Raw genomic sequence first — 22493 nt, 5'->3', positions numbered from 1 at the left:
GGCGTCCCGGCGCGCGTGATCGACCCGGATCACGGGGATCGCGACGGTGCACCGGCTCAGCGGATCGCCCCGCCGTTGGCCCGGCAGGTGTCCCGGACGTGCCAGAAGTCGTTGAGGTAGTCGTCGTGGATGCCCCGGCCCATGACGCGCAGCATCGCCTCGTCGGCCTGGCGCAGCGCGGAGACGTTGTAGTTGTGGCTGCCGGTGAAGACCCGGGGCACGATGTCGTCGTCGTACGCGCCGTCGATCAGCATGTACTTGTTGTGCGTGCGGATGTCCCGGCCCGGCCCGACGTTGTAGTTGCACTTGGTGAGCTGGACGGTGCTGCCCAGCGCGTTCAGCACCTGCGCGTTCGCCTCGCTGTAGACGACGTCGACCCAGCAGCCGGCGTTGCGCAGCGCGGTGAGCCGCTTGGCCACCTCGGGGCGGTTGAACGAGAACATGTTGAACCCGTACGTCGGTCTGCCGGCGGGTGCCGTTGTCGTCGTACCAGCAGGAGGCGACCGAGTTGAGCGCGCTGACGATGGTGTCGGTGGCCGGGTCGCTGACCGGCTGCCCGGAGCGCTCCCGCCGGGGGAAGAAGTACGCCCGGTACGTCGTACCTGTCGGGGTGCCCCAGTAGTAGTCGTTGTTCCCGGCCGAGCTGTAGCGGTACGACCGCAGGTCCGCGAAGTACTGCCGGTACGCCTGGTAGGTGGTGGCGTCGCTGAACGTCAGCCCGTTGTTGTACGCCTCGTTCGCGTCCCACCAGCCCAGGTTCGCCGAGCCCTGGAAGACCACGTTGGACACGGTCGAGCCGTTGTTGAGCACGATGCTGGACGCGATCAGGAACTTGTTGTGGTTGTAGGCCGTCACCGACGAGTCGGTCTAGTCGATCCGGCGGGTGCCGATGCAGCCCCGGTCGGCGCCGGGAAACTTGTCGGCGCAGTGCACGATGTACGACCCGGCGGTGTCGTTGCTGCCGAGCACCGGCAGCAGCCGTTGGTACGGTCGCTGGCTGACCTGCCCCTGATCCAGGATGATCTTGACACGCACCCCCCGCCGGTGCGCGTTCAGCAGCCGTCCGGGCAGGTCGGGGGTGGTTGCCGAGTCGATGACATCGGTGACGTCGAACCCGAACCAGGACATCTGGATCTCGCCACCGGCCGGCACCCGGTCGATGATCCGCGCGAGCTGGATGAAGATCGCGTTCTGCTGGGCGGCCGTCCCGGTCGGCCGGCTGAAGACGAGCGCCAATCGTGCGGCCAACCGTGGAGGAGATTTACGTATTCGCATGACTAGATGGTCCCATCGAACCCTGACCCGCGGAACGTTTCCGGTACGGATCGGCCACGCGGCACGGTCTACTCGGGTCCGCAGGAAGCACAGGCCGCTTGTCCCCGTAGTCGCTTCCAGGATGACCGGTGCAAATTTAGGAGCCCAGGAACGCCGGGACGCCGGGCCCGCATGGGCCCGGCGTCGTCGGGCGGGTCAGCCGGCTGCGGTCTGCCGAGCGAGCATCTTGACGTCCTCGGCGCGCCGGCGGCGCCAGCCGCGCCACAGGTTGCGGCCCCACATCGCCAGGCCGCCGCCGTTGAGCAGCCCAGCCAGCACCGCCACTGTTGCGAAGTCAGCCGACGAGAACCGCGTCGGCTCTCCCATCGCCAGCAGCACGAACTGTTCGAGATAGACCCACAGCACCGGCAGGATCGTGAACACCAGGGCGAACAGTGAGAAGATCCGGCCGAACACCCAGATCGCTCCGTATACCCGCACCTTGCGCATTTCGTTGCGCGGGATACCCGCCTGCGAGACCACCTTGTCTCGGCGGAAGGTCAACCGCTTGATCCCGTTGGACAGGAACCGCTCGGTGTCCGACATCAGATTGCGGCAGTTCAGGGCAGTCGCGATCACGTAATAGATATCGGTCCGCAGGTAGAAGAAGAACTGGAATCCGATGCGCACCAGAAAGGTGAGCAGAGCCGCACTGGCCAGCAGGACCGACCAATTGGGCGCATCGAGGACGCCGTGCCGGGCGGCGAACAGGAACGCGACCAGCAGGGAACTGAAGAACGCGTCCACGAAGAACCCGGCGAGGAATGCCTTGTACCGCGCGCGCTTCGATGCCATCCAGATGCCGCTGATGTCCGTCTGAGCGACCAGGATGTACATCAGGTTGCTGATGCCGAGGGTCGCCGACACACCCACGGAACGAGCCGCCAGCGCGTGCGCGAATTCGTGCAGCGACAGCCCGATCATCGCCAGCGTGACGCTGACCACGGTGAGCACCGCGAAGTTTCCGCCTGTGAACAGCAGCGCCCGCGCGCCGGGCAGCAGGCCCGGATCGCTGGCCGCCATCACCACGCCGGCCAGGATGACCGCGAGGCCCGGCACGATCACGGCAGGACCGGTGAGTCGGCGCGCGGTGGCGGGCGAGATCCAGTCGAAGCTCCACCGCTTGATCGCCTGATGCCCGTGCTCGTGGGCGGGTTCGGTGGCGGGGGCGGGCTCACCGCCGCGGGTGACGAAACCCTCGTCGGCCAGCACGGCGACGAAATCCTCGATGTCCGCGCTCTCGCCGTGCTTACGCTCGTAGATCCGGGCGGTCTCGGCGATGGTCCGGCCCTCGGCGAGCGCATGCAGAATGTCCAGCCCCTCGGCCGGAATGGCGAGATAGACCTTGCGGTCGGTGTCGCCGATGATGACCTCCGCGCCGTCAGTGGTCGAGACGAACGGGCGGACGGTGACGACGGAGTCAGCCGTGTTGACGGCCATGGGGTGATCCCTTCACTTCTGCGGTGCAGACGGCGCTCGGCGGGAACCGGGCGATCGCTCGCGCCGGTTCCCGCCGATCATCGGGCCTTGTCAGGCGGCGGACGGAACGCAGTCCGCGGCGGCGCTGGTCTTGATGGGCTCCAGCTTGCGAACAACAAGCTTCTTCATGGCTAACCTCCCTTACGAGTGAGCTGTTGCAAGGCATCTTCTACCGTTGCCCGCCCGGCAGTCTGCTCACTAATGAGCAGTCAATGCGCTGCGGTCGCAATCCACTCGGAAAGGCGCTCCTCGTGCACCGTCAAATGTGACCGAGGGGTGAAATCCACCATTTCCAGTTCGCGGAATCGCTTGAGGAACTGGCCGACTCGGGTCCGCGTGGTACCGACCATCTCGGACAGGTCCTCCTGGGTGAGGGCGATGTCCACCCGGGTGCCAAACGGCCCGCGCCGGCCGAAGCGCTCGGCCAGATCCTGCAGGCGCACCGCGAGGCGCAGCTCGCTCGGCATCGTCACCATGTCCGCCACCACCTTCTGCTGGTGCTGCAGACGGATGCTGAGGTGACGCGCGAGCACGCCGGCGGAGCCTTCGGCGGCCAGCACAGCGGCGGCGCGCGCTGCCGGGATCCGCCGCAGCACGGTACGGGTCAACGCGATCGCGGACTCCAGCCGCTCCAGTCCGAGCAGGGCGGTCTCGCCGAACAGGTCACCCGCCACGTGCACCGAGAGCAGGCAGCGTTTGCCGCTCGCGGCTACCATCTGGGTCTTCACCTGGCCACGCTCGACGACGTAGACGTGGGCATCGGGTGATCCGGCACGGTAGATATGATCGTTGCGGGAGAGCTCGATCAGCGAGGTCCCGGGCACTCGCCCGGTCAGCGCCCGGAGATCCGAGATGTTGAGTCTCGGCAGGGGCTCGGCTTGTGTCACGTCGGCTCACCTTCCGCCCGGCACAGCACACGTAGAGGAAACCACATCCTCGCTCATGGATACTAGCTAAGCCTGCTAAACACTAGAGAACACGAGGAGACGGCCCGCCTGATCGTCGTCCGGTTCTGTCTGCTCGGACACCGGCCCCGGAACTTGTGGAAACCCTTCGGGATGGCGTAGGAAGGCTTGCACATACTCCTACATACGACCTCGGGAGCGTCGTCGATGCGGCTGGGCATGCCTCTCAACTATCGCGCCGGCATCACCGACATCGCCGACGAGCTGGTCGACTTCGAGCAGGCGGGCCTGGACCTGGTGCTGGTGGCCGAGCTGTACACGTTCGACGCCGTCAGCCAGCTGGGGTTCATCGCCGGACGGACCCGGCGGCTGGGGATCGCCTCCGGGGTGATGCAGCTGTACACGCGTACCCCGACGCTGATCGCCACCACGGCCGCCGGGCTCGACCACGTCTCATCGGGCCGGTTCACCCTCGGCCTGGGCACCTCCGGCCCGCAGGTCATCGAGGGGTTCCACGGCGTGCCGTTCGACGCGCCCGTCGCCCGTACGCGCGAGGTGATCGACGTCTGCCGACGGGTCTGGCGCCGGGAGCGGCTGGTCCACCAGGGCACCCACTACCGCATCCCGCTCCCCGCCGACCAGGGCACCGGCCTGGGCCGACCGCTCAAGCTGATCAACAAGCCGGTCCGGGAACGGATCCCGATCACCCTCGCCGCCATCGGACCGCGCAACGTCGCGCTGGCCGCGGAGTTGGCGGAGGGCTGGCAGCCGGCCTTCTTCTACCCCGAGCGGTCCGCCGCGGTGTGGGGCGAGAGCCTCGCCCGCGGCGCCGGGCGGCGCGACCCGTCGCTCGGGCCGCTCGACGTGAACGTCAACGCCCTGCTGGCGATCGGCGACGACGTCACCCACCTGCGCCGGCTGGCCCGGCAGGAGCTGGCGCTCTATCTCGGGGGCATGGGCGCGGTGGGCGCGAACTTCTACAACACCCTCGCGGCGCGGTACGGGTTTGGCGCGGCGGCCCGCACCGTGCAGGAGTTGTACCTGGCCGGGCGCCGAGACGCGGCGGCCGAGGCGGTGCCGGAGGAGTTGGTGGAGGGCACCTGCCTGATCGGGCCCGCCTCCTGGGTGGCCGAGCGGCTGGCCGCGTACCGAGAGGCGGGGGTGAGCACCCTCAACGTGACCCCGCTGGCCCGCACGCACCGGGACAGGCTGCGCCTCGTCGAGCGGCTGCGCGACCTGCTCGCCGAGCCGTCTGCGACTGGCGACCCCCGTTGACCACGAACGGCTGGCTACCCGCGCCCTCGAGGACCAGGTCGAGCGGACGCGGTGGTCCTTGTCCGCCGAGTGCGTCCTGCAACGCCTTCGAGTGCGCCAGCATGCCGGTGGCCCGCGCCTCCAAACAAGACCCTTCAAATACGTGAAAGCGCCCACGCGCCGTCCGCGCTCGGTCGTCAGGCGTCCGGGCCGAAGTAGCGCTGCCGCAGCGTCTCGCCCTCCCGGTAGGCGGTGCGGAACATGCCGCGCCGTTGCAGCTCCGGGACGAGCAGGTCGCAGATGTCGCCAAGGCCGTCCGAGGGGCTGCAGGGGATCAGGTTGAAACCGTCGACGTCGGCGACCGCCAGCCACTGCTCCATCCGGTCGGCGATCTCCTCGGCCGTGCCGAACAGGGTCATCGGCGCGTCCCGGCGGGCCCGCCGGGGGCGGGACACCAGGTACCGTACGTCGCCGATGGTCCACGACCGCTCGGGGCTCAGCCCGCGCAGGAAGCCCAGGAACGACTGGCTGCCCTGGTTCTTCACCTCGTCGACCGGGGTTTCATCCGGATACGCGGCCAGGTCGATGTCCATCCAGCCGCACCACTTCGCCAGTTGCCCCTCCGGGCTCCACAGGTCGTGGTACTGCGCCGCCTTGCGCTTCGCGTCCGCCCGGTCGGCGCCGACCATCACCATGGTGCCCTGTAGGGCGCGCACGCCGCGCGGGTCGCGTCCCGCGTCGGCCACCCGCTGGCGCAGCCGCCTGACCGTCTCGGCCCCGCTCTGGGGATCGGCCATGGTCAGGAAGATCACCTCCGCGTGCCGGGCGGCGAACGCCATCCCCCGGCCCGACGCGCCCGCCTGGTACAGCACGGGTGTGCGCTGCGGGGACGGCTCGCACTGGTGCGGCCCGCGCACGGTGAACCAGTCGCCCCGGTGGTCGATCGCGTGCACCCGCGACGGGTCGGTGAAGACGTCGGCGTCGGTGTCGCGGACTACCGCGCCGTCGTCCCAGCTACGCTCCCAGAGCGCGCGGACCACCTCGAGGTACTCGTCGGCCCGGTCGTAGCGCAGGTCGTGGTCCAGATATTCGCCGAGCCCGTTGTCGGTGGCCGAGCGCAGATACGAGGTGACGATGTTCCAGCCGATCCGGCCTCGGGTGAGGTGGTCGAGCGTGGAGAACAGCCGGGCGCACTCGTACGGCTGGTGGTAGGTGGTGGAGTACGTGACCGCGAAGCCCAGCTCGGTGGTCGCCAGCGCCGCCGCCGCGACGACTGGCACCGGGTCGATCGAGGGGATCTGCACGGCGTGCCGGACCGCGGTCGCCCACGACCCCTGGTAGACGTCGTAGGTGCCGTGGATGTCGGCGAAGAACAGCGCGTCGACGCAGGCGGCCTCCAGCCGCCGGGCGACCGCCGCCCAGTAGTCCAGCGACCGGTAGCCGGCGCCGGTGGCGTCGCCGGGCGCGCGCCACATGCCGACGAACTGGGGCGACGGCGAGCATTCGGTGAACACGTTGAGATGCATGTTTCCCCCTTCGCGAGGGTCGCGCCGCCACCCGGCGCAAGGTGGCGACGCGACCGGTGACGCTGGTCAGGACCGGACCGAGCGATCCGGGCTCAGGCGTTCGATGGCCGCGAGCAGGTCGGCCGGCTCCGTTCGCTCCCAGTGGCGCGCGTACGCCGTTGCGAAGCGCAGCACGCCGTCGGTGTCGGCGAGGAACACCCCGGGCATCGTCATGCTGTTGCTGTCGTCGCCGTTGATCTTCGAGAAGTCCATCCCGAAGCTGCCCCACACGTCGAGCAGGTCCTGGTTCATCGTGTAGGTCAGGTTGAACCGCGCGGCGTAGACGTTGCCCCGGTCGCTGAGGATTCGGTACGAGAGATTGTTGCGGCGGATGGCCGCGCGCAGCAGGGGCATCGTGACGGGCGAGATGGCCACCAGGTCGGCGCCGAGTTCCTTGATCCGCGGGTAGACCTCCTCCAACGCCTCCAGCTCGAAGTTGCAGTAGTCGCACCAGACGCCCCGGTAGAAGACCACCGCGAGCGGCCCCCGGGACAACAGGTCGGCGGAGGAGATGAGCTCGCCGTTTTCGTCGGGCAGCTCGAAGGACGGGAACGGCGCGCCCACTTTCAGCACCCGGTCCTCGGCCCCCGAGGCGGCCAGTGCGTGCGCCTCCCGGTAGATCACTTCGAGGTGGGCCGGCGTAATCGGTGGCACCTCGCCCGCCTCCTGGCGGGACTTGTACTCTCGCAGCCGTTCGTTGAGGGACATCGAGCTCTCCTCTCCGCTGGTCCGGCCCTGGATCTCAGGTCCAGCCCACAGGCATCGACTTGATGCCGTTGACAAAGTTGGACTCCAGTCGGACGACCGGGCCCGTGGTGGCAAGTCGGGGAAGGTGCGGGACGACGGCGTCGAGCAGCGCGGCCATCTCCATCCGCGCCAGGTGGGCGCCCAGGCAGAAGTGCGGGCCCATGCCGAAGCTGAGGTGCGGGTTGGGTGCCCGCTCCAGGTCCACCCGGTGCGGGTCGGCGAAGACCGCGGCGTCGCGGTTGGCGGAGACGTAGAACATGACGACCTTGTCGCCCTCGGCGATCTTGGTGCCGGCCAGGGTGGCGTCCCGGGTGGCGGTCCGGCGGAACTGCATGATCGGGGTCACCACCCGGAGGAACTCGTCGACGGCGGTGGCGGTGGACAGCGGCGCGCCGAGCCAGCGCCGGCGTAGCGCTTCGTCGTGCAGCAGCAGGTGCAGGGCGCCGGAGATCAGGTGGCGGGTCGTCTCGTTGCCGGCGACCACCAGCAGCAGCCAGAACTGGCAGAACTCCCGGTCGGTCAGCCGCCGCCCGTCGACCTCGGCGGCGGCGAGCAGACTGATCAGGTCGTCGCGGGGCGCGGCCCGCCGCCGTACGGCTACGGCCAGCGCGTACTGGAACGCCTCCGCGAACGTTTGCCGGTAGACCTCGACGTCGCCGCCGCCGTACTCCGGGTCGTCGAAGCCGACCAGGTTGTTGCTCCAGCGGTACAGCAGATGCCGGTCGCCGCGGGGCAGGCCCAGCAGGTCGGCGAGCACGAGCAGGGGCAGTTCCGCCGCCAGGTCGGTGACCGCGTCGAACGTGTCCCGCCGGCGCACGGCCTCGACGAGGTCCCGGGCGTGCCGGGTGACGGTGTCGGCGAGCGAGCGCACGGCGCGCGGGGTGAACACCGAGGTCACCAGGCGGCGGATCCGCACGTGCTGCGGGGCGTCCATGTTCACCAGCAGTTGCCGCATGAATTCCAGGTCCGCCGGGGTGCGCGGGTCGTGCAGGAACGCCCCGCGCAGCGCGGAGGAGAACACCTCGGGCTGCCGGGACACCTCCACGACCGCCTCGTGGGTCGTCGCCGCCCAGAACCCGGCGCCCCGCTGCTGGATGCGGCCGGCCGAGCTGTGCCGCCACAGCGCCGGCTCCGGCACCCACCCGACCGGCTCCTCGCGGCGGCGCCGGTCGAACTCCTCGTGCGGCACCCCGCCGGCGTAGGTCGCGGGGTGGGCGATGTCGACCGGGACCGCCGGGGCCGACTGCATGGCTGGCATGTCCTTCAGAGCTCCCATCGGTCGTCCCCGCAGAGCGTGCGCAACTGGTCGAGGCGGACCTTGCCGGTCGGCTCGCGCGGGACGGCGTCGACCGACCGCCAGCAGCGGGGCACCTTGAACCCGGCCAGGTGGCGCCGGCAGTGGGCGTCGAGCGCCGACCAGGACCGTTGCCCGCCGCCCGGTTTCCACTCGACGACGGCGGCCACCCGCTCGCCGTACTCGTCGTCGGGGACGCCGAGCACGACGGCGTCGTGAACCTCCGGGTGCCGCAGCAGTACCTGCTCGACCTCGGCCGGGTAGACGTTCACGCCCCCCGAAACGATCATGTTCTGGGCGCGGCCGGTGAGGTACAGGTAGCCGTCGTCGTCGAGGTGCCCCACCTCGCCGTACGTGAACACCCCCGGCGCGAGGTGTGCGGCGCGCGTCTTCTCCGCGGCGTTGTGGTAGCGGAAGCCGCGGCCGGGCCGACGGATGAAGATCCGGCCCCGCTGGTGCGGGTCGAGCTCGCGGCCGTCGTCGTCGACGACGAGGATCTGGTTCGGCGGCACGGCCCGCCCGACGCTGCCGGGGTGGGCGAGCCAGTCGGCCGAGTCGATGAGGGTGACCACTCCCCCCTCGGTGGCCGCGTAATATTCGACCAGCACCGGGCCCCACCAGTCGATCATGCGGCGCTTGACGTCGGGCGGGCAGGCGCCCCCGCCGTGCCAGATCCGGCGCAGGCTGGCCCCCGAGAAGCCGGCCCGACTGGCCTCGTCGAGGCGCAGCATCCGCACGAACTGGGTCGGCACGAGATGACACTCGGTGATCCGCTCGGCGTCGATGGCGGCCAGCGTCGCGACGGGGTCGAACCGTTCCCGCAGCACCAGTGCGGCCCCGTTGAGCAGAGGCAGCAGCGCGAAGAACAGCTGGGCGGAGTGGTACCAGGGCCCGACCAGCAGGACCCGGCCATCGGTGGGCACGCCGAGCGTGCCGGTGGCGTAGTCGAGCAGGCGGGTGACCCGATCGAACGGCGCCCCGGTGACGAACAGCCCGTTCAGCACGCCCTTGGGTCGTCCGGTCGTGCCCGACGTGTAGATCATCAGCTGCCCGCACTTCTGCGCCACCGGCGGGGCGTGCGGGTCGAGCGCCGCGAGCGCCGGCTCCGCCGCGGCAAGGCCGTACGCGTCGCGGTCGCCGGTGACCAGAGCTCGCACGGTGCCCGCCTCGGCCGCCGCCTTGGCGCCCACCTCTGCCCGGGGCGGGTCGACCAGGAGCAGCCGGGCGCCGGAGTCCTCCAGCAGGTACGTCACCTCCGGCGCGGTGAGGTGCCAGTTCACCGGCACCGCGGTAACGCCCGCGTGCAGGCAGGCCAGCAGCGCCTCCACGGCCTCCCGGCGGTTGCCGAGCATCAGCGCGACCGCGTCGCCGGCGGCGACCCCTACCCCGGCGAGCAGGCCCGTCCACCGGTTGACCCGGCGGGCCAGCCCGGCCCAGCTGAGGGCGCCGGCCTCGTCGGCGAGCGCCGGCGCGTCGGGGGCGGCGGCGACGCGGGCGGCGAGCAGGGCGGGCGGTAGCTCCACGCGCGGCATCCTCAGTCCAGCAGGTCCGGGTGGCGGCGCAGGACACCCTCGTACAGCGGCTTGAAGTTGTACCGGCCGATGCCGGGCGAGCCGATCACCTCGCGGGTCCGCTCGGCCTCCTCGTGGTCGATGAGCACCGGCTTGCCGGCGGCCTCGGCGGTGAGCTGCACCTGGCAGGACCGTTCCATGGCGACGAACCACCAGGCGGCCTCCTCCACGGTCCCACCCACGGTCAGCAGGCCGTGGTTGCGCAGGATCGCGGCCTTGGCCGAGCCCAGCGCGTCGGCGAGGCGCTTGCCCTCGCGCTCGTCGAGCACCACCCCGCTGTAGTCGTCGAAGAGGGCGTGGTCGCCGTAGAACGCGCAGGCGTCCTGCGTGATCGGGTCGAGCAGGCGGCCCAGGGTGGCGAACGCCCGGCCGTACACCGAGTGGGTGTGCACGGCGCAGATGACGTCGGGCCGCGCGGCGTGCACCGCCGAGTGGATGACGAACCCGGCGGGATTGATCCGCCCATTGCCCGCGAGCACCTGCCCGTCACTGTCGACGAGCAGCAGGTCCTTGACTTTGACGTGGCCGAAGTACATGCCGAACGGATTGATCCAGAAGCAGTCGGGCCGCTCGGGGTCGCGGGCGGTGATGTGCCCGCCGGCGCCCTCGTCGTAGCCGAGTTCGGCGAACAACCGCAGCGTCGCGGCCAGCCGTTGCATGCGCTGCTGCCGGATGGCCTGTGTGTCGAGGGGGAACATCATCCACACCCGCCCGTCGTGTCGGTGTCGTAGCCGCCGGAGGTCACGATGGCCTCCGCCCGGTCGGGAAGCCCCGCGTCGTCCGTTCCGGCGTCGGCGGGAACGGGAAAGGGGGGCGCGTCGGGCCGCCACAGCCGCAGGAACCCGTCGAGGCGGTCCAGTCCCCAGAACCGGTGTCGCCCCCACTTCAGGTACGGGATCCCGAAGACGTCGTCGAGGTAGGCGCGTTCGAGGCAGGCCGCGCCCTCCGCCCGCAGCTGTGGGTCGTCGACCGCGCCCGTCACGAGCTCCGGGTCCAGGCCGCTGCGCTCGGCGCACCCGGCCACCACCTTCGGCTCGCAGATGTTCTCGCCGCGTTCCCAGCGGGCGGCGACCACCTCGTCGTAGAAGGCCTCCGCGCGGCCCGCGCGGCGGGCCGCCAGCCAGCCCAGGTGCGGCACCTCCCAGTGCGGGTCGACGTCGATCGGCCACGCCATCGGCACACCTTCGCGCTGCACCAGCCGTTTCGTGTCCATCAGCAGATAGAGGTGCTTGGCCCGGCTCATCTGCACGTAGTGGAACTCCGCGCCGCGCTCGTCGAGGGCGGCACAGGTGCGCGCGTCGGGGTCCCAGTAAGGGAACCAGTCCAGCTCCGTGAACGCCTGGGGCACCGCTGCGCGCAGCCGGCGGATGGTGAGCCAGCTGTACGGGCTGCGGAAGGAAAAGAAGAGCCGGGGGCGGGCGGGCGCGCGGGTCACGGATGCCCCCCGGTGAGGATCCCGCACACCTCGGGGTCGAGCCGGGCGAGCTGACCGGCGTTGGGTCCCCGGCTGATCGCGTACCCGTGCAGGATGCTTGCCGTGGCCACCAGCACCAGCCGGTCGTCGCGCTGGACGTAGCAGTCCATCCGGCCGCTGAACATCATCGACCGCAGCACGTCGTCGACCTGGAAGACGGTGTGCACCGTCTCCTCCATGTGGGCCGGCTCGGCCAGGCGTACCCGGGCCCGCGACACCACCGGGATCCACGCGCGTTCCCGCAGCATGCGCCCCACGGAGATGCCCCGGTCGGCGAGGAACCGCTCGACGACCTCCTCCAAGGCGCGCACGAAGCCGGAGTGCTGCACCCGGTCGGAGAAGTGACAGTAGAAGTACGGCGCCCGCCAGGACCACAGGAAGGCCGCCGAGCCGGCCGGGGTCAACACGGAGACGGGGTCGGCGCCGGCCGGCAGTGGGAGCTCCGCGCGCAGGCCGGTCGCCGCGCCGAGTCCCGTGGCCTCCCAGGTCGCGACGGCGGCCGGGGCGGGCCGGTGCACCGACGCGTCGGTCTCGGGCACCAGGGCGACCGTGACGTGTCCCCGCAGCACCACGACGTCCTGCCCGTCACGGCTCACCGACAGCTGCACCCGCAGCCGGTTCCCGGTGCCGGCGACCACCTCCGCGCGGACCTCGTCGTCCACCTCCAGCACGGCGGGCAACTGCACCGAGCAGTCGATGATCTCGGTGCCGAGGCCGTGCTCGTGGAAGAGCGCGCGGGCGCCGTGGCCCTGGTCGAGCAGCCACTGCAGGACCGCCTCCTCTACCAGGTACATGAAGTGCTTGAAACCGATCCAGGTGCGGATGTTGGCGCCTTCGTAGCGCGGCCGGCCGGACAGGACGCTCGGGGTGGGCGGGTGCGGGGCGAGGGTTGTCACGTGGCTGCTCCTTTGGGATGACCGGTGACGACGGGGATCGCGTCGACGAAGGCCCGCAGGCGGGACGCGACATCCTCGGGCTGGCGGGCGTAGCAGAAGTGGTCGTAGCCGTCGCCGACCGACAGCGACGCGTGCGGCATGCCGTCGGCGAGGGTCCGCGCGGCCTCCGGGGACAGGGTCGGGTCCGACCCACCGGCGAGCACCAGCACCCGGGCCGTCACCCGGTCCAGCCGCAGTGACGCGCTGGCGCAGAACTGGTCGAACACGGTCAGGAAGCCGGCCGGGCCGACCCGGTCGACCGCCTTGGCGATCATCAGGTCCACCACCTCGGCCTCCATGGCTCGCAGCCGCTTGCCGAGTCGGCTGCGCAGCGAGTCGTGGATGTGCCGTTCGAAGGCCCGCCGGGCGCGTTCGAACACCCGCCAGGTCACGGCGACGTCCGGCGGCCGGTACAGCGGGCAGATCAGCATGACGGTGTCGGGCACCCGTTGGTCGCGGACGCAGAGCAGTTCGAGCAGGGCGTTGGCGCCGAAGGAATGGGCCACGAGGAGGTCCGGGCGCCGGCCCAGCCGGTCGAGGCCGTCGGCCAGCCACTGGGCGGAGGGGCGGCGCCGCCACTGGTAGTCGTTGCCGGGCCGCCACGGCAGGTCGAGGGCGACCGGGGACCACGCGGGCGGCAGTGCGTGGCTCAACGGCAGCCAGCTCTCCCAGGAGTCCTCCAGCCCGTGGACGAAGGCCACGAGCGGGCCGCCCGACGTGGGCCGGCGCAACTCCCGTACGGCCGGCGTCGTCACGGCTGCCTCCCGGTTGGGGTGGCACGGGTGAGCAGGGCGGTACGCCAGCCATCGTCGTCGCCGCCGCAGAGCACCGCGACGCCGTCCGCGCCCTCGGCGACAAGCCGCGCGGCCAGCGCCGCCTGGAGCACTCCCTGCGCGCCGTAGCAGTCGCCCCAGGCGGCCGCGGGGTCGAGGTGGCCGGGGCCGACCACGACCCGGGGCCCGGCCGGCCACGGGGGTACGTCCGCGCGGCGGCGGACGGCCGGCCCGACCGTCAGGGTGGCCAGCGGGGCGGCGGCCCGCGCGGCGGGTTCGAGGACCACGCAGGCGGCCCCGGCTCGCAGCGGCGGCGCGGCGGCGCCGGCGGCGGCGGGGCCCCGGCGCACCGCGACGGCGGTCTCGTCGTCGGGTTCCGCGCCGACGACCAGCACCCGGTCGGCCCGGCCGGCCCGCAGGAGCAGGGCGCCCAGGGCGAGCGCGTCCAGGCCGGCGGTCTCGCCGGAGCAGACCATCAGGTTCGGCCCGCCGAGCCGGAACCACAGCGCAACACTGCTGGCGATGACGTTGCTGGACGCGTTGGGCGCCGCCATCGGGCTGACCCCCCGGCTGCCCTCCCGGGCGACGGCGCGGGTCACGTCGATGACCGTGCCGACGTTGCCGAGGTTGCTGGCGGCCACGACAGCGGTGCCGGGATCGAGGGCGGCATCGGGGCGGACGCCGTCGGGCAGGCCCAGGGCACGGTGCACGGCGCACAGCGCGAGCCGGGTGGCCGGCTCCTTGTACAGCAACCCCTTGCGGCCGAGCAGGGTGTGTGCGCGATCGGGCGGGCAGGCGGGGTCCACCGGCGGCAGGCCGGCGACGGCCGCGCCGGGTGCCGAGGTCGCGCTGACGCGCCCGCCGGGTGAGGTCGGCGCCGCAGAGCACGGCGTAGTCGTGGACGCCGGCGGGGGCAGGTGAATGCTCCAGGAGGTGACCGCGACGGCGGTGGCCGGCGTGGATCCCGGTGCGGCGCCGACGGCGAGCGAGGCCGGCGCCGCACCGGCGGCCAGCGGGGACGGCGTGCCGGTCACGGCGCCTCCACCAGGGTCACCGCGTTCACGCCGCCGAAGCCGAAGGCGTTGACCTGGGCCAGGGTGACGCCGCGGCGGGCGCGGACGTCCCGGACGAAGGTGAGCCCGTCGCCCTCGGGCAGGAGGTCCACCAGCCCGACGACCGGCGGCACCATGCCGCTCGCCAGGCACCGCAGTGCCACGTCGAGGTTGGCCAGGGCAGCGGCGCCCGACAGGTGGCCGACGGCCCCCTTCACGGCGGTGATCAGGGGCGCTCCGGGCCGGGGCAGGCACCGCAGCAACGCGGCGCACTCCGTGGGGTCGTTCAGGGCCGTGCCGGTGCCGTGGGCCACCACCAGGTCCACCTCTTCCGGGCCACGGCCGCTCCGCGCCCAGGCATCGCGCATCGCCCGGCAGATGCCGTCCAGATCGGGGGCTGTCTCATGCACGGCGTCGCAAGACAGCCCGGTGGCGAGCAGCCGGCCGACGGCCGGCCCGGTCCAGTCCTCGGGGACCACGACGAGCGCGGCGGCGCCCTCTCCGAGCAGCACGCCGGTGCGGTCGCGGTCGAACGGGCGGACCTGGGCGGTGGGCGTCGGGGCGACCTTGCCGATCATCGCAAGCATGGAGGCGGTCATCGTGTCGGCGGCGCCGACGACGACCGCGTCGGCCTCGCCGGCGTCGACCAGGTCCTGGGCGAGCGCGAGGGCGTGCCCGCCCGCGCTGCACGCGTTGGCGATGGTCACCACCTCGGCCAGGCCGGGCGCGGCGTCCCGGACAGCGGGCCCGAAGTGCAGGCGGGACGGGGCCGTGGCGGCGCCGGTGAGCGCCAACTCCTCGACCGCGGCGAGTTCCCGCAGCCCGGTGCCGACGAGCGCCACCACCCGGGCCCGCCGAGGGTCGACGGCTGCCCGCGCCAGCGCCTCGGCGACGCACTCCCGCAGCCAGGCGCCGGCCCGCAGCGCGGCCCCGGGAGCGGGCTCGTCGATCTGGTAGCCGGCCGTCACGTTGAGCCGGCCGGCCAGCGGGTGTCGCAGTTCGCGCACCCCCGTACGGCCGTTCAGCAGCGCTGCGAAGGTGCGCGCGCCGTCGCCGAGACAGGTGCGCAGGCTGCTCGCCGCGATCAGCGCCGGCACGGGCTACCGCCGGACCAGGGCGGCGCCGACGCCGCCGTCGGTGCCCTGGGCCGTGAGCAGGACCAGGCCGGACGGGGGCCAGTCGCCGTGGCCGGGCAGGCGCAGCGCGACGGCCAGGGCGAGGGCGGGGGTGGCGGCCCCGCAGTCCCCCGCCGCCCGGCTGACGACGAGGTCGGCGGGCCGGTGCCCGCCGAGCGCCCGCAGCGCGGCGGCGCGCTGCGGGCGGCGGCCGGAAATGGTGGTCTCGCTGGTAACCAGGAGAGTGACGTCGGTCGGGGCAGCTCCCGCGACGTGCAGGGCACGGGCGACACAGTCGGTAAGCGCCTGCTCCGCCGTGCCGTCGGGGCCGTACCCGGTCGCCACGGCGCAAACCGCGGCGCGCCCGGCGGAGCCGGCGTCGCTGCCGATCACGAACACGGCGGCGCCCTCGCCCGCGGCGACCTCGCCGCCCGCCGGGCTCAGCGCGGATGCCCAGGCCCGGTGCGCCGAGAACTCCTCCACCGCGCCGACGAGCATGGTGTCGACGTAGCCGCGGCGGATGGCGTTGCCGGCGTATCGCAGGGCGTTGAAGAAGGCCAGCGGCCCGCCGGTGACCGTGGCGTTGATCCCCTTGAGCCCGTGTCGGATGGCCGCCTGGCCGGCGGCGCAGTTCATCACGGTGTTGGGGAACAGCATCGGGTTGACCAGGTACGGCTTGTCCTGGACAAGGGTCTCGCGGGTGTAGTCGCTGGTGGACTTCAGGCTGCCGACGGTCGTGCCCAGCACCACGCCGACGCGGGCCCGGTTGGTGTCGTCCACCGTCAGCCCGCTGTCGGCGAGGGCGTCGCCGCAGGCCACCACGGCCAGGGCGGTGGCCCGGTCGTAGAAGCTCGTGCCGCGCCGGCCGAGCCGTGCCCGCACGTCGAAGTCGGTGAGGGCGTGGCCCTCGGCGCGCGGCAGCGGTTCGGTGACGATCCCGCCGACGGGAACGCCCGGATGGCGTTCCCCGGCGAGGGCGGCGACCCGTCGGGCGAGCGCCTCCGGCCGGTCACCGGCGGCGCTCAGCGCCGCGAGGCCGTTGATGGTCAGCGGGGTCATCGGGCAGCTCCGAGCAGCACGATCGCGTTGTTCCCGCCGAAGGCGAACCCGTTGTTCTGCACGAGCCGGACGGTGGCCGGCCTGGCCACGTTCGGCACGGGATCGATGTCGGCCAGCTGCGGGTCCGGGTGCGACCAGTTGATCGTGGGGGGCAGGAAGCCCTGGTCGATCGCCAGGGCGGAGGCGATCGCGCCGAACCCGCTGGCGGCACCCATGGTGTGCCCGATCATCGACTTGATCGAGCTCATGGGCGGCGGTTTCGGCCCGAACACCTCCAGCACGGCCTGCGCCTCGACCAGGTCGTTGGCCGGGGTGCCGGTGCCGTGGGCGCAGATGTAGTCGACCTGGTCCGGGGTGACGCCGGCGTTGCGGTGGGCGATGCGGATGCACTCGGCGATGCTGTCCCGGTCCGGGGCCACCGGATGGTTGGCGTCGCAGTTGAGGCCGTAGCCGAGCACCTCCGCATAGATGTGCGCGCCCCGCGCCTCGGCGTGCTCCCGCGTCTCCAACGCCAGCACCGCGCCGCCCTCGCCGGTGAGGATGCCGGAGCGGTCCCGGTCGAACGGCGAGCAGGCGCTCTCGGTGAGGGCGCCGAGCCGGTAGAACCCGGCGTGCGCCCAGCGGCAGACCGAGTCGGCGCCGCCGGCGAACACCACGTCCGCCTCGCCGGTGACGAGCAGGTCGTAGGCGTACCCGATGGCGTAGTTGCTGGCGGAGCAGGCGGTGGCGAGGGTCAGCGACTCGCCGCGCAGGCCCAGCTCCTCACTGACCGCGTGCGCCAGCCGGCCGGCGGGCAGTTGCTCGACCAGCTGCGCCGGCACCGCGTCGAAGCCCGCCTCGACGAGCCGCGCGGTGAACGCCTCGACGACGACGGACTCCCCGCTGGTGGTGCCGATCACGGCGTGCGCCCGGCCCCGGTCCACCGTGTCCAGGTCCAGTTTGGCGTCGTCCGCCGCAAGCCGTGCGGCGGCCGCCGCGAACTGGCTGGACCGGCCCCACCGTTCGGGCGGCAGCCGGTGCAGCCAGGCGGCGGGGTCGAAGTCGCGGACCTCACCGCCGTTGCGGTGCGGGAACCCGGACGGGTCGAAGCTGCTGATCCGGGAGATGCCGGACCGGCCCGCCCGCAGGGCCGCGCCGAACGCGGTCACTCCCGTTCCGATGCTCGACACCGGGCCGAGGCCCGTCACGACCACGCGCCGCACCGTTCAGTCCTGCCAGCCGGCGTGCCGAGCGACGGCGTCGTAGGTGGCCTTGAGGTTGCGCAGCTCCGGAAGCTCCGACTGCGGGATCTCCACCTTGAACTCCTTGTCGATGCGGGCCAGGATCTCGATGGCGCGCAGCGAGTCCGCCTGGTATTCCTCGGCGAAGTCCCCGGTGTCGGTCAGCTCGTCGGTCTCGATCTCCAACACCTCGGCGATGATCTCCCGGAGCTGCTCGTACCGCTCATTGTCACCGGACATGTCGGCCTCCTTGGGCACTGGTGTTAGCGGGGATGGTGCGGTCGACGCCCGTGCCGGTGCGACCGGGTGCGGGTTCGGCGACCGCGGCGCGGGGACGGCGGGCGGCGATGAGCGAGCCGACGGTGGCGATGCGCCGCTCGCCGGCCCAGCTCTCGCCCGTGGCGAAGGCGGTGTCGGCGACAACGCGTTCCAGGCGTACGACGTGCCGGACGACGTCGCCCGGGTACGCCCGGCCCTCGACGGTGTACTCGCGGGCACCCACGAAGAGCAGCACGGCGTCGTCGGTGAGCCGGTGCGACGGGGCGGAGCCGTCCAGCCACAGCAGCGCGGCGCTCTGCCCGAACGATTCGATGAGCAGCGATGCCGGGTAGGCGTAGTCCTCGGCGCTGGCGTCGTCGCCGAGGTGGGCGTAGCAGGGCTCGGTCGCGGTGATCGCCTTGACCGTTTCGATGGCGACCCCGGGCTCGAGACTGGTCACCCGGTCCACCAGCAGCAGCGGGTGGCGCTGTGGCAGGGCGGCCCGGATCTCGGCGGCGTTCACGCGCCCGCTCCGGCGTCGAAGACGGCGCGCAGCTGGGCGGTGACCGTGCCGTCGTGCCGCCGGCCGGTGCCGCGTACCGTCCAGCCGGGCTCCGAGGGGGAAGCGGCGCCCGTGGCGGGGGCCGCCGGATCCACGTCGAGGGTGAGCTCCATCTCGTCACCGCCGAGCAGCGCCGCGAGAAACCGGATCGAGGTGACCGCGCGCAGCCGGGGGGCGCCGGGCACGGCCTGGGCCATCGCCTGGCACAGGGTCTCGACCACGAACACGCCCGGGTAGATCGGCTGGCCGGGGAAGTGCCCGGCGAGGTTCGGGTCGCCGGGGTCGACGGCGACCCGGGCGGTGACCGTCCATCCGCCAGCGCGGGGAGCGACCCGGAGCCGGTCGACGGCCGGCAACGGGGCGGCGCAGGGGACGGGGGCAGCGGGCCGCCAGGCCGGCGCCGCGGTCGCGGCGGTCACAGGGTCATCCCCCCGTCCACCTGGAACACCTGGCCGGTGACGTAGCCGGCCTGGTCGGCGAGGAGGAAGTCCACCATCGCCGCGACGTCCTCGGGGCGGCCGAACCGACGCAGGCCGATCATGCCCCGTGCCCGGTCCCGGGCCTTGGCGTCCAGCGCATCGGTCATGTCGGTCTCGATGAACCCGGGCGCGACCACGTTGACCCGTACGCCGTAGGGGGCGAGCTCCTTGGCCAGCGACCGGCTCAGCCCGATGATGCCCGCCTTGCTGGCCGCGTACGCGGTCTGGCCGGCGTTGCCGTGGATGCCGGCGATCGAGGAGAGGTTGACGATGGCCCCGGCGCGGCGCTTCATGAACCGGAAGGCCATGGCACGGCAGAAGTTCCAGGTGCCGCCGAGGTTGGTGTCGATGACCGCCTCCCAGTCGGGGCGGCGGGCCAGCACCAGCGGGCTGTCCCGGGTGATGCCGGCGTTGTTGACCAGCCGGCTGATCGGGCCCAGCCGCCGCTCGGCCGCGGCGATGAACGCGTCCACGGCCGCGTCGTCGGCGACGTCGCAGGGAGCGAAGTAGCTGGGCACCCCGGTCGCGGCGACCTGCGCCTCGGTCTTCTCGGCGGCCTCACTCGGGTTGCTGTAGCAGCAGGCGAGGCCGTAGCCCTGCTCGGCGAGCCGGACGGCCACCGCGCGGCCGATACCCCGTGAGGCGCCGGTCACCAGTGCCAGCGGTTGCTCGCTCACACACGCCTCCTTCGCCCGCCGCGCCCACGCCGGGTGCCCCCGATCGGCGACGGGAACTCGTATCCCGTGCTCCTATGTTGAAGCATCTTCGCCTCGACATCAATAGATGCAGCAGGAGACACGGAAGACACTCGTAGACACTATGTAGACAGCAGCGAAAAGCCTATGGCCCGTCGGGGCGCGGAGCGGCCTCCCCCAGCACGTCGCGGCTGTCCGCGCCGGCGGCCGGCGCGCCCCGGCGGATCCGGGTCGGCGTGCGGGAGAACTTCACCGCCGGGCCGGTCAGCGGCGCGGCGGCACCGTTGTGCAGCACCGTCGGCTGGAGCATGTCCCGCTCCCGCACGTGCGGATCGGCCGCGACCTCGGCCAGCGTGCGCACCCGCTCGGCCACCAGGCCCGCGGCGCGGAAGGCCGCCATCACCTCGCCGACCGGGCGGGGCCGGCACCAGGCGGCCACGAGATCGTCGACCACGCCCCGGTTCTGCCGGCGCTGCGCGCCCCGCCCGTAGCCCGGCGCGCGGGCCAGCTCCGGCCGGCCGATCGTCTCCGCCAGCGCCCGCCAGTGCTTGTCGAGGGCGACGGATAGGTAGATGTCGCCGTCGAGACAGCGGTAGACGTTCGACGGGACCGCGAAGTCGGTCTGGTTGCCCCAACGCGCCGGCGGCGCGCCGGTCGCGGCCAGCGTCAACAGGCCGCAGCTGCTGGCGAGCAGGCTGTCGAGCATGGCCACGTCGACGTGCTGCCCCTCGCCGGTGCGGTCGCGGTGCGCCAGGGCGGCCAGGGCGCCGACGGCCGCGTGCAGGCCGGCCAGCTCGTCGGCGAGGAACGTCGGCGCCCGGACCGGGCGGCCCGCCGGGTCACCGTTGAGCGACATCCAGCCGCTCGCGGCCTGCACCACCGGGTCGTATGCCGGCCGGTCGACGTCCGGGCCGTATTGTCCCCAGCCGGTGATGGAGACAACCACGATGTCCGGCCGGACGCGGCGGCAGTCGGCGTAGCCGACGCCCCAGCCGTCCAGCGTGCCGGGCTTGTAGTTCTCCACCACGAGGTCCGCATCGCGCACCAACTCCAGGAACGCGTCCCGGCCGGCGGGCTGCCGCAGGTCCAGCCCCACGCTGCGCTTGTTCCGGTTCACCGTCTCACGGAACCAGGACAGCCCCGTGCCGGGGATCTCCGGCGGCACCTCGCCGTCGCGGCCGTGCGGCAGCTCGACCCGGACCACGTTCGCGCCCATGTCGGCGAGCAGGCTCGTGGCCAACGGGCCGGACCACACCTTGGTCACGTCCAGGACGGACAGGCCGTGCAGGGGGCCGTCCCGGTCGTCGCGGGCCTCCCGGTAGAACTCCTCCCGCCGCACGTCACACCCGGGCCAGGATCGTCGCGGTGCCCAGCGATCCCCCGCAGCACATCGTGACCAGCGCCGTCTGCGAGTCGCGGCGCTCCAGCTCGTGCAGCGCGGTGACGAGCAGCCGGGTGCCGCTGGAGCCGAGCGGATGGCCCAACGCGATCGCCCCGCCGTTGACGTTGACCCGCTCCAGGTCGGTGTCGTGCTGCTGCGCCCAGTTGAGCACCACGCCCGCAAACGCCTCGTTGACCTCGACCAGGTCGAGGTCGGCCAGGGTCATGCCGGCGCGCTCCAGCGCCCGGCCGGTCGCCGCCACCGGCCCGTCGAGCAGGTAGTACGGATCTGCCCCCGTGACCACCTGGGCGACCAGCCTCGCCCGGGGCCGCAGCCCCAGCGCCCGGGCCCGGCCGCGGGACATCCACAGGATCGCCGCCGCCCCGTCCGACACCTGCGAGGTGGTGCCGGCGGTGTGCACGCCCTCGGGCACGTTCGGCGCGAGCTTGGCCAGGCCCTCCATCGTGGTCTCGCGCAGCCCCTCGTCCCGGTCGACCCGGCGGCGCCCGGCGGAGCTGACCTCGCCCGGCGCCGGCACGTCGAGACCGACCACCTCCCGGTCGAAGCGCCCGGCCGCCCAGGCCGCCGCGGCGCGCGCCTGGGAGAGCACCCCGTACGCGTCGGCGTCGGCGCGGGTGATGCCCTGCCGGGCGGCGATCCGCTCGGCGCCGCCGAACTGCGCGCGCGGCGGGTCGTCCCACGGGTAGTCGGCGGTCTTGTAGTGGCCCGGTCCGTTGTAGAGGTTGACGCCGATCGGGACCCGGCTCATGGACTCCACCCCGCAGGCGATGCCCACGCTGATCGCGCCGCTGCCGATCAGCGCGGCGACGAGGTGGTTGGCCTGCTGGGCGGAGCCGCACGAGACGTCCACCGTCGTGCAGCCGACCGCCGGATCCCACCCGGTGCTCAGCCACGCGTTGCGGGTGACGTTCAAACTCTGCTCGCCCGCCTGGGTGACACACCCGCCCACCACCTGCTCCACGGCGTCGGGCGCGACGCCCGCGGCGTCGACGACGGCACGCAGCACATGCCGGAGCAGCTCGACGCCCTTCAGCCCGGCCAGCGCCCCGCCGCGCTTGCCGATGGGGGTGCGGGCCGCCGCGACGACGACCGGCTCGCGGTCCTCCGAGGTCACCGGTCCTCCAGCGTGATGGCAAGCTTCGGACAGGCGTTGGCGGCCTGCGTCACCTCGTTCCACAGCTCCTGCGGCGGGTTCTCCTGCAGCACGTGGAGAAAGTCGTCGTCGCGCACCTCGAAGACCGCCGGCGCGGCGAGCTCGCAGAGGCCGTTGCTGTCGCACCTGTCGAAGTCCACCTGTACCCGCATCGCCGCCATCCCCTCTCGGTCACGGTGCTCGTGTT

At 72.5% G+C, this 22493-nt stretch carries 26 protein-coding genes; 3 read left to right on the top strand and 23 right to left on the bottom strand.

Annotation, left to right across the window (positions count from 1 at the left end):
• Positions 1-56: 56 nt before the first annotated feature.
• Positions 57-443 carry a phospholipase D-like domain-containing protein gene (locus ACFYM6_RS23155; protein WP_387278571.1) on the bottom strand — a complete coding sequence of 129 codons (387 nt, stop codon included), beginning with the start codon at positions 441-443 and terminating at the stop codon, positions 57-59.
• Positions 444-472: 29 nt separating this feature from the next.
• Between ACFYM6_RS23155 and ACFYM6_RS23150 the strand changes: the two genes are divergently transcribed.
• Together ACFYM6_RS23150 and ACFYM6_RS23145 are read left to right on the top strand one after the other, a co-directional pair.
• A complete protein-coding gene (locus tag ACFYM6_RS23150; RefSeq protein ID WP_387278569.1) occupies positions 473-622 on the top strand; it encodes a hypothetical protein in 150 nt (49 codons plus the stop codon).
• A 72-nt stretch (positions 623-694) separates the two neighbouring features.
• The gene (locus ACFYM6_RS23145) at positions 695-847 is read left to right on the top strand and encodes a hypothetical protein (RefSeq protein ID WP_387278568.1); all 153 of its coding nucleotides are present in this window, start codon (positions 695-697) and stop codon (positions 845-847) included.
• A 20-nt stretch (positions 848-867) separates the two neighbouring features.
• Here ACFYM6_RS23145 and ACFYM6_RS23140 read toward each other — a convergent pair whose 3' ends face one another.
• The 3 genes from ACFYM6_RS23140 to ACFYM6_RS23130 form a co-directional block, all read right to left on the bottom strand.
• Complete coding sequence (locus tag ACFYM6_RS23140; RefSeq protein ID WP_387278566.1) at positions 868-1248, bottom strand: hypothetical protein; 381 nt, start codon at positions 1246-1248, stop codon at positions 868-870.
• Between the two features lie 222 nt (positions 1249-1470).
• Positions 1471-2754, bottom strand: a complete 1284-nt coding sequence (locus ACFYM6_RS23135; RefSeq protein ID WP_387278564.1) for a hypothetical protein — start codon at positions 2752-2754, stop codon at positions 1471-1473.
• A gap of 248 nt (positions 2755-3002) precedes the next feature.
• A complete protein-coding gene (locus tag ACFYM6_RS23130) occupies positions 3003-3680 on the bottom strand; it encodes a Crp/Fnr family transcriptional regulator (RefSeq protein ID WP_387278562.1) in 678 nt (225 codons plus the stop codon).
• 225 nt (positions 3681-3905) lie between these two features.
• Between ACFYM6_RS23130 and ACFYM6_RS23125 the strand changes: the two genes are divergently transcribed.
• Positions 3906-4973: an LLM class F420-dependent oxidoreductase gene (locus ACFYM6_RS23125; RefSeq protein ID WP_387278561.1), complete on the top strand. Its 1068-nt coding sequence runs from the start codon at positions 3906-3908 to the stop codon at positions 4971-4973.
• 176 nt (positions 4974-5149) lie between these two features.
• Here the strand turns inward: ACFYM6_RS23125 and ACFYM6_RS23120 are convergent, their stop codons facing one another.
• From ACFYM6_RS23120 to ACFYM6_RS23030, 19 genes are all read right to left on the bottom strand, one after another.
• A complete protein-coding gene (locus ACFYM6_RS23120; RefSeq protein WP_387278559.1) occupies positions 5150-6478 on the bottom strand; it encodes an LLM class flavin-dependent oxidoreductase in 1329 nt (442 codons plus the stop codon).
• A 66-nt stretch (positions 6479-6544) separates the two neighbouring features.
• Entirely contained in the window at positions 6545-7225 is a 681-nt protein-coding gene (locus ACFYM6_RS23115; RefSeq protein ID WP_387278557.1) for a peroxiredoxin-like family protein, read from the bottom strand.
• A gap of 34 nt (positions 7226-7259) precedes the next feature.
• Entirely contained in the window at positions 7260-8540 is a 1281-nt protein-coding gene (locus tag ACFYM6_RS23110) for a cytochrome P450 (protein WP_387278555.1), read from the bottom strand.
• Positions 8528-10090: an AMP-binding protein gene (locus ACFYM6_RS23105; RefSeq protein ID WP_387278553.1), complete on the bottom strand. Its 1563-nt coding sequence runs from the start codon at positions 10088-10090 to the stop codon at positions 8528-8530. Before ACFYM6_RS23105 ends, ACFYM6_RS23110 begins: the two co-directional genes overlap by 13 nt.
• 2 nt (positions 10091-10092) lie before the next feature.
• Positions 10093-10827: a class II aldolase/adducin family protein gene (locus ACFYM6_RS23100; protein ID WP_387278551.1), complete on the bottom strand. Its 735-nt coding sequence runs from the start codon at positions 10825-10827 to the stop codon at positions 10093-10095.
• Positions 10827-11564 carry a DsbA family protein gene (locus ACFYM6_RS23095; RefSeq protein ID WP_357441739.1) on the bottom strand — a complete coding sequence of 246 codons (738 nt, stop codon included), beginning with the start codon at positions 11562-11564 and terminating at the stop codon, positions 10827-10829. Before ACFYM6_RS23095 ends, ACFYM6_RS23100 begins: the two co-directional genes overlap by 1 nt.
• Complete coding sequence (locus tag ACFYM6_RS23090; protein ID WP_387278549.1) at positions 11561-12499, bottom strand: thioesterase family protein; 939 nt, start codon at positions 12497-12499, stop codon at positions 11561-11563. Before ACFYM6_RS23090 ends, ACFYM6_RS23095 begins: the two co-directional genes overlap by 4 nt.
• Entirely contained in the window at positions 12496-13293 is a 798-nt protein-coding gene (locus ACFYM6_RS23085) for an alpha/beta fold hydrolase (RefSeq protein WP_387278547.1), read from the bottom strand. The genes ACFYM6_RS23090 and ACFYM6_RS23085 overlap by 4 nt, the downstream gene beginning before the upstream one ends.
• Positions 13290-14345, bottom strand: a complete 1056-nt coding sequence (locus ACFYM6_RS23080; RefSeq protein ID WP_387278545.1) for a beta-ketoacyl synthase N-terminal-like domain-containing protein — start codon at positions 14343-14345, stop codon at positions 13290-13292. The genes ACFYM6_RS23085 and ACFYM6_RS23080 overlap by 4 nt, the downstream gene beginning before the upstream one ends.
• Positions 14342-15460 (bottom strand): beta-ketoacyl synthase N-terminal-like domain-containing protein, encoded by a 1119-nt coding sequence (locus ACFYM6_RS23075; protein ID WP_387278544.1) that lies wholly within the window; start codon positions 15458-15460, stop codon positions 14342-14344. The genes ACFYM6_RS23080 and ACFYM6_RS23075 overlap by 4 nt, the downstream gene beginning before the upstream one ends.
• A gap of 3 nt (positions 15461-15463) precedes the next feature.
• Positions 15464-16537: a beta-ketoacyl synthase N-terminal-like domain-containing protein gene (locus ACFYM6_RS23070; protein WP_387278542.1), complete on the bottom strand. Its 1074-nt coding sequence runs from the start codon at positions 16535-16537 to the stop codon at positions 15464-15466.
• A complete protein-coding gene (locus ACFYM6_RS23065) occupies positions 16534-17739 on the bottom strand; it encodes a beta-ketoacyl-[acyl-carrier-protein] synthase family protein (protein ID WP_387278540.1) in 1206 nt (401 codons plus the stop codon). The genes ACFYM6_RS23070 and ACFYM6_RS23065 overlap by 4 nt, the downstream gene beginning before the upstream one ends.
• A 3-nt stretch (positions 17740-17742) precedes the next feature.
• Positions 17743-17997, bottom strand: coding sequence for an acyl carrier protein (locus ACFYM6_RS23060; protein ID WP_073834329.1), 255 nt, complete (start codon positions 17995-17997; stop codon positions 17743-17745).
• On the bottom strand, positions 17987-18538 hold the full coding sequence (locus ACFYM6_RS23055) for a 3-hydroxyacyl-ACP dehydratase FabZ family protein (protein ID WP_387278538.1): 552 nt from the start codon (positions 18536-18538) through the stop codon (positions 17987-17989). Before ACFYM6_RS23055 ends, ACFYM6_RS23060 begins: the two co-directional genes overlap by 11 nt.
• Positions 18535-18996, bottom strand: a complete 462-nt coding sequence (locus ACFYM6_RS23050) for a hypothetical protein (protein ID WP_387278536.1) — start codon at positions 18994-18996, stop codon at positions 18535-18537. The genes ACFYM6_RS23055 and ACFYM6_RS23050 overlap by 4 nt, the downstream gene beginning before the upstream one ends.
• Entirely contained in the window at positions 18993-19733 is a 741-nt protein-coding gene (fabG, locus tag ACFYM6_RS23045; RefSeq protein ID WP_387278534.1) for a 3-oxoacyl-ACP reductase FabG, read from the bottom strand. The genes ACFYM6_RS23050 and fabG overlap by 4 nt, the downstream gene beginning before the upstream one ends.
• Before the next feature lie 163 nt (positions 19734-19896).
• Positions 19897-21090, bottom strand: a complete 1194-nt coding sequence (locus tag ACFYM6_RS23040) for a CaiB/BaiF CoA transferase family protein (protein WP_387278532.1) — start codon at positions 21088-21090, stop codon at positions 19897-19899.
• Position 21091: 1 nt separating this feature from the next.
• A complete protein-coding gene (locus tag ACFYM6_RS23035) occupies positions 21092-22267 on the bottom strand; it encodes a steroid 3-ketoacyl-CoA thiolase (protein ID WP_387278530.1) in 1176 nt (391 codons plus the stop codon).
• A complete protein-coding gene (locus tag ACFYM6_RS23030; RefSeq protein WP_387278529.1) occupies positions 22264-22458 on the bottom strand; it encodes a ferredoxin in 195 nt (64 codons plus the stop codon). Before ACFYM6_RS23030 ends, ACFYM6_RS23035 begins: the two co-directional genes overlap by 4 nt.
• Between the last annotated feature and the right edge of the window lie 35 nt (positions 22459-22493).

The organism is Micromonospora sp. NPDC006431 (assembly GCF_042870725.1).
Taxonomy (GTDB): Bacteria; Actinomycetota; Actinomycetes; order Mycobacteriales; family Micromonosporaceae; genus Micromonospora.
This window is presented reverse-complemented; position numbering and strand designations above follow the sequence as displayed.

Excerpts from the sequence above, each read along its gene's own strand:
- ACFYM6_RS23155 (WP_387278571.1), bottom strand. The coding sequence starts at position 443 with ATGTTCTCGTTCAACCGCCCCGAGGTGGCCAAGCGGCTCACCGCGCTG.
- ACFYM6_RS23135 (WP_387278564.1), bottom strand. The coding sequence starts at position 2,754 with ATGGCCGTCAACACGGCTGACTCCGTCGTCACCGTCCGCCCGTTCGTC.
- ACFYM6_RS23125 (WP_387278561.1), top strand. The coding sequence starts at position 3,906 with ATGCGGCTGGGCATGCCTCTCAACTATCGCGCCGGCATCACCGACATC.
- ACFYM6_RS23120 (WP_387278559.1), bottom strand. The coding sequence starts at position 6,478 with ATGCATCTCAACGTGTTCACCGAATGCTCGCCGTCGCCCCAGTTCGTC.
- ACFYM6_RS23115 (WP_387278557.1), bottom strand. The coding sequence starts at position 7,225 with ATGTCCCTCAACGAACGGCTGCGAGAGTACAAGTCCCGCCAGGAGGCG.
- ACFYM6_RS23110 (WP_387278555.1), bottom strand. The coding sequence starts at position 8,540 with ATGGGAGCTCTGAAGGACATGCCAGCCATGCAGTCGGCCCCGGCGGTC.
- ACFYM6_RS23105 (WP_387278553.1), bottom strand. The coding sequence starts at position 10,090 with ATGCCGCGCGTGGAGCTACCGCCCGCCCTGCTCGCCGCCCGCGTCGCC.
- ACFYM6_RS23100 (WP_387278551.1), bottom strand. The coding sequence starts at position 10,827 with ATGTTCCCCCTCGACACACAGGCCATCCGGCAGCAGCGCATGCAACGG.
- ACFYM6_RS23070 (WP_387278542.1), bottom strand. The coding sequence starts at position 16,537 with ATGACCCCGCTGACCATCAACGGCCTCGCGGCGCTGAGCGCCGCCGGT.
- ACFYM6_RS23060 (WP_073834329.1), bottom strand. The coding sequence starts at position 17,997 with ATGTCCGGTGACAATGAGCGGTACGAGCAGCTCCGGGAGATCATCGCC.
- ACFYM6_RS23030 (WP_387278529.1), bottom strand. The coding sequence starts at position 22,458 with ATGCGGGTACAGGTGGACTTCGACAGGTGCGACAGCAACGGCCTCTGC.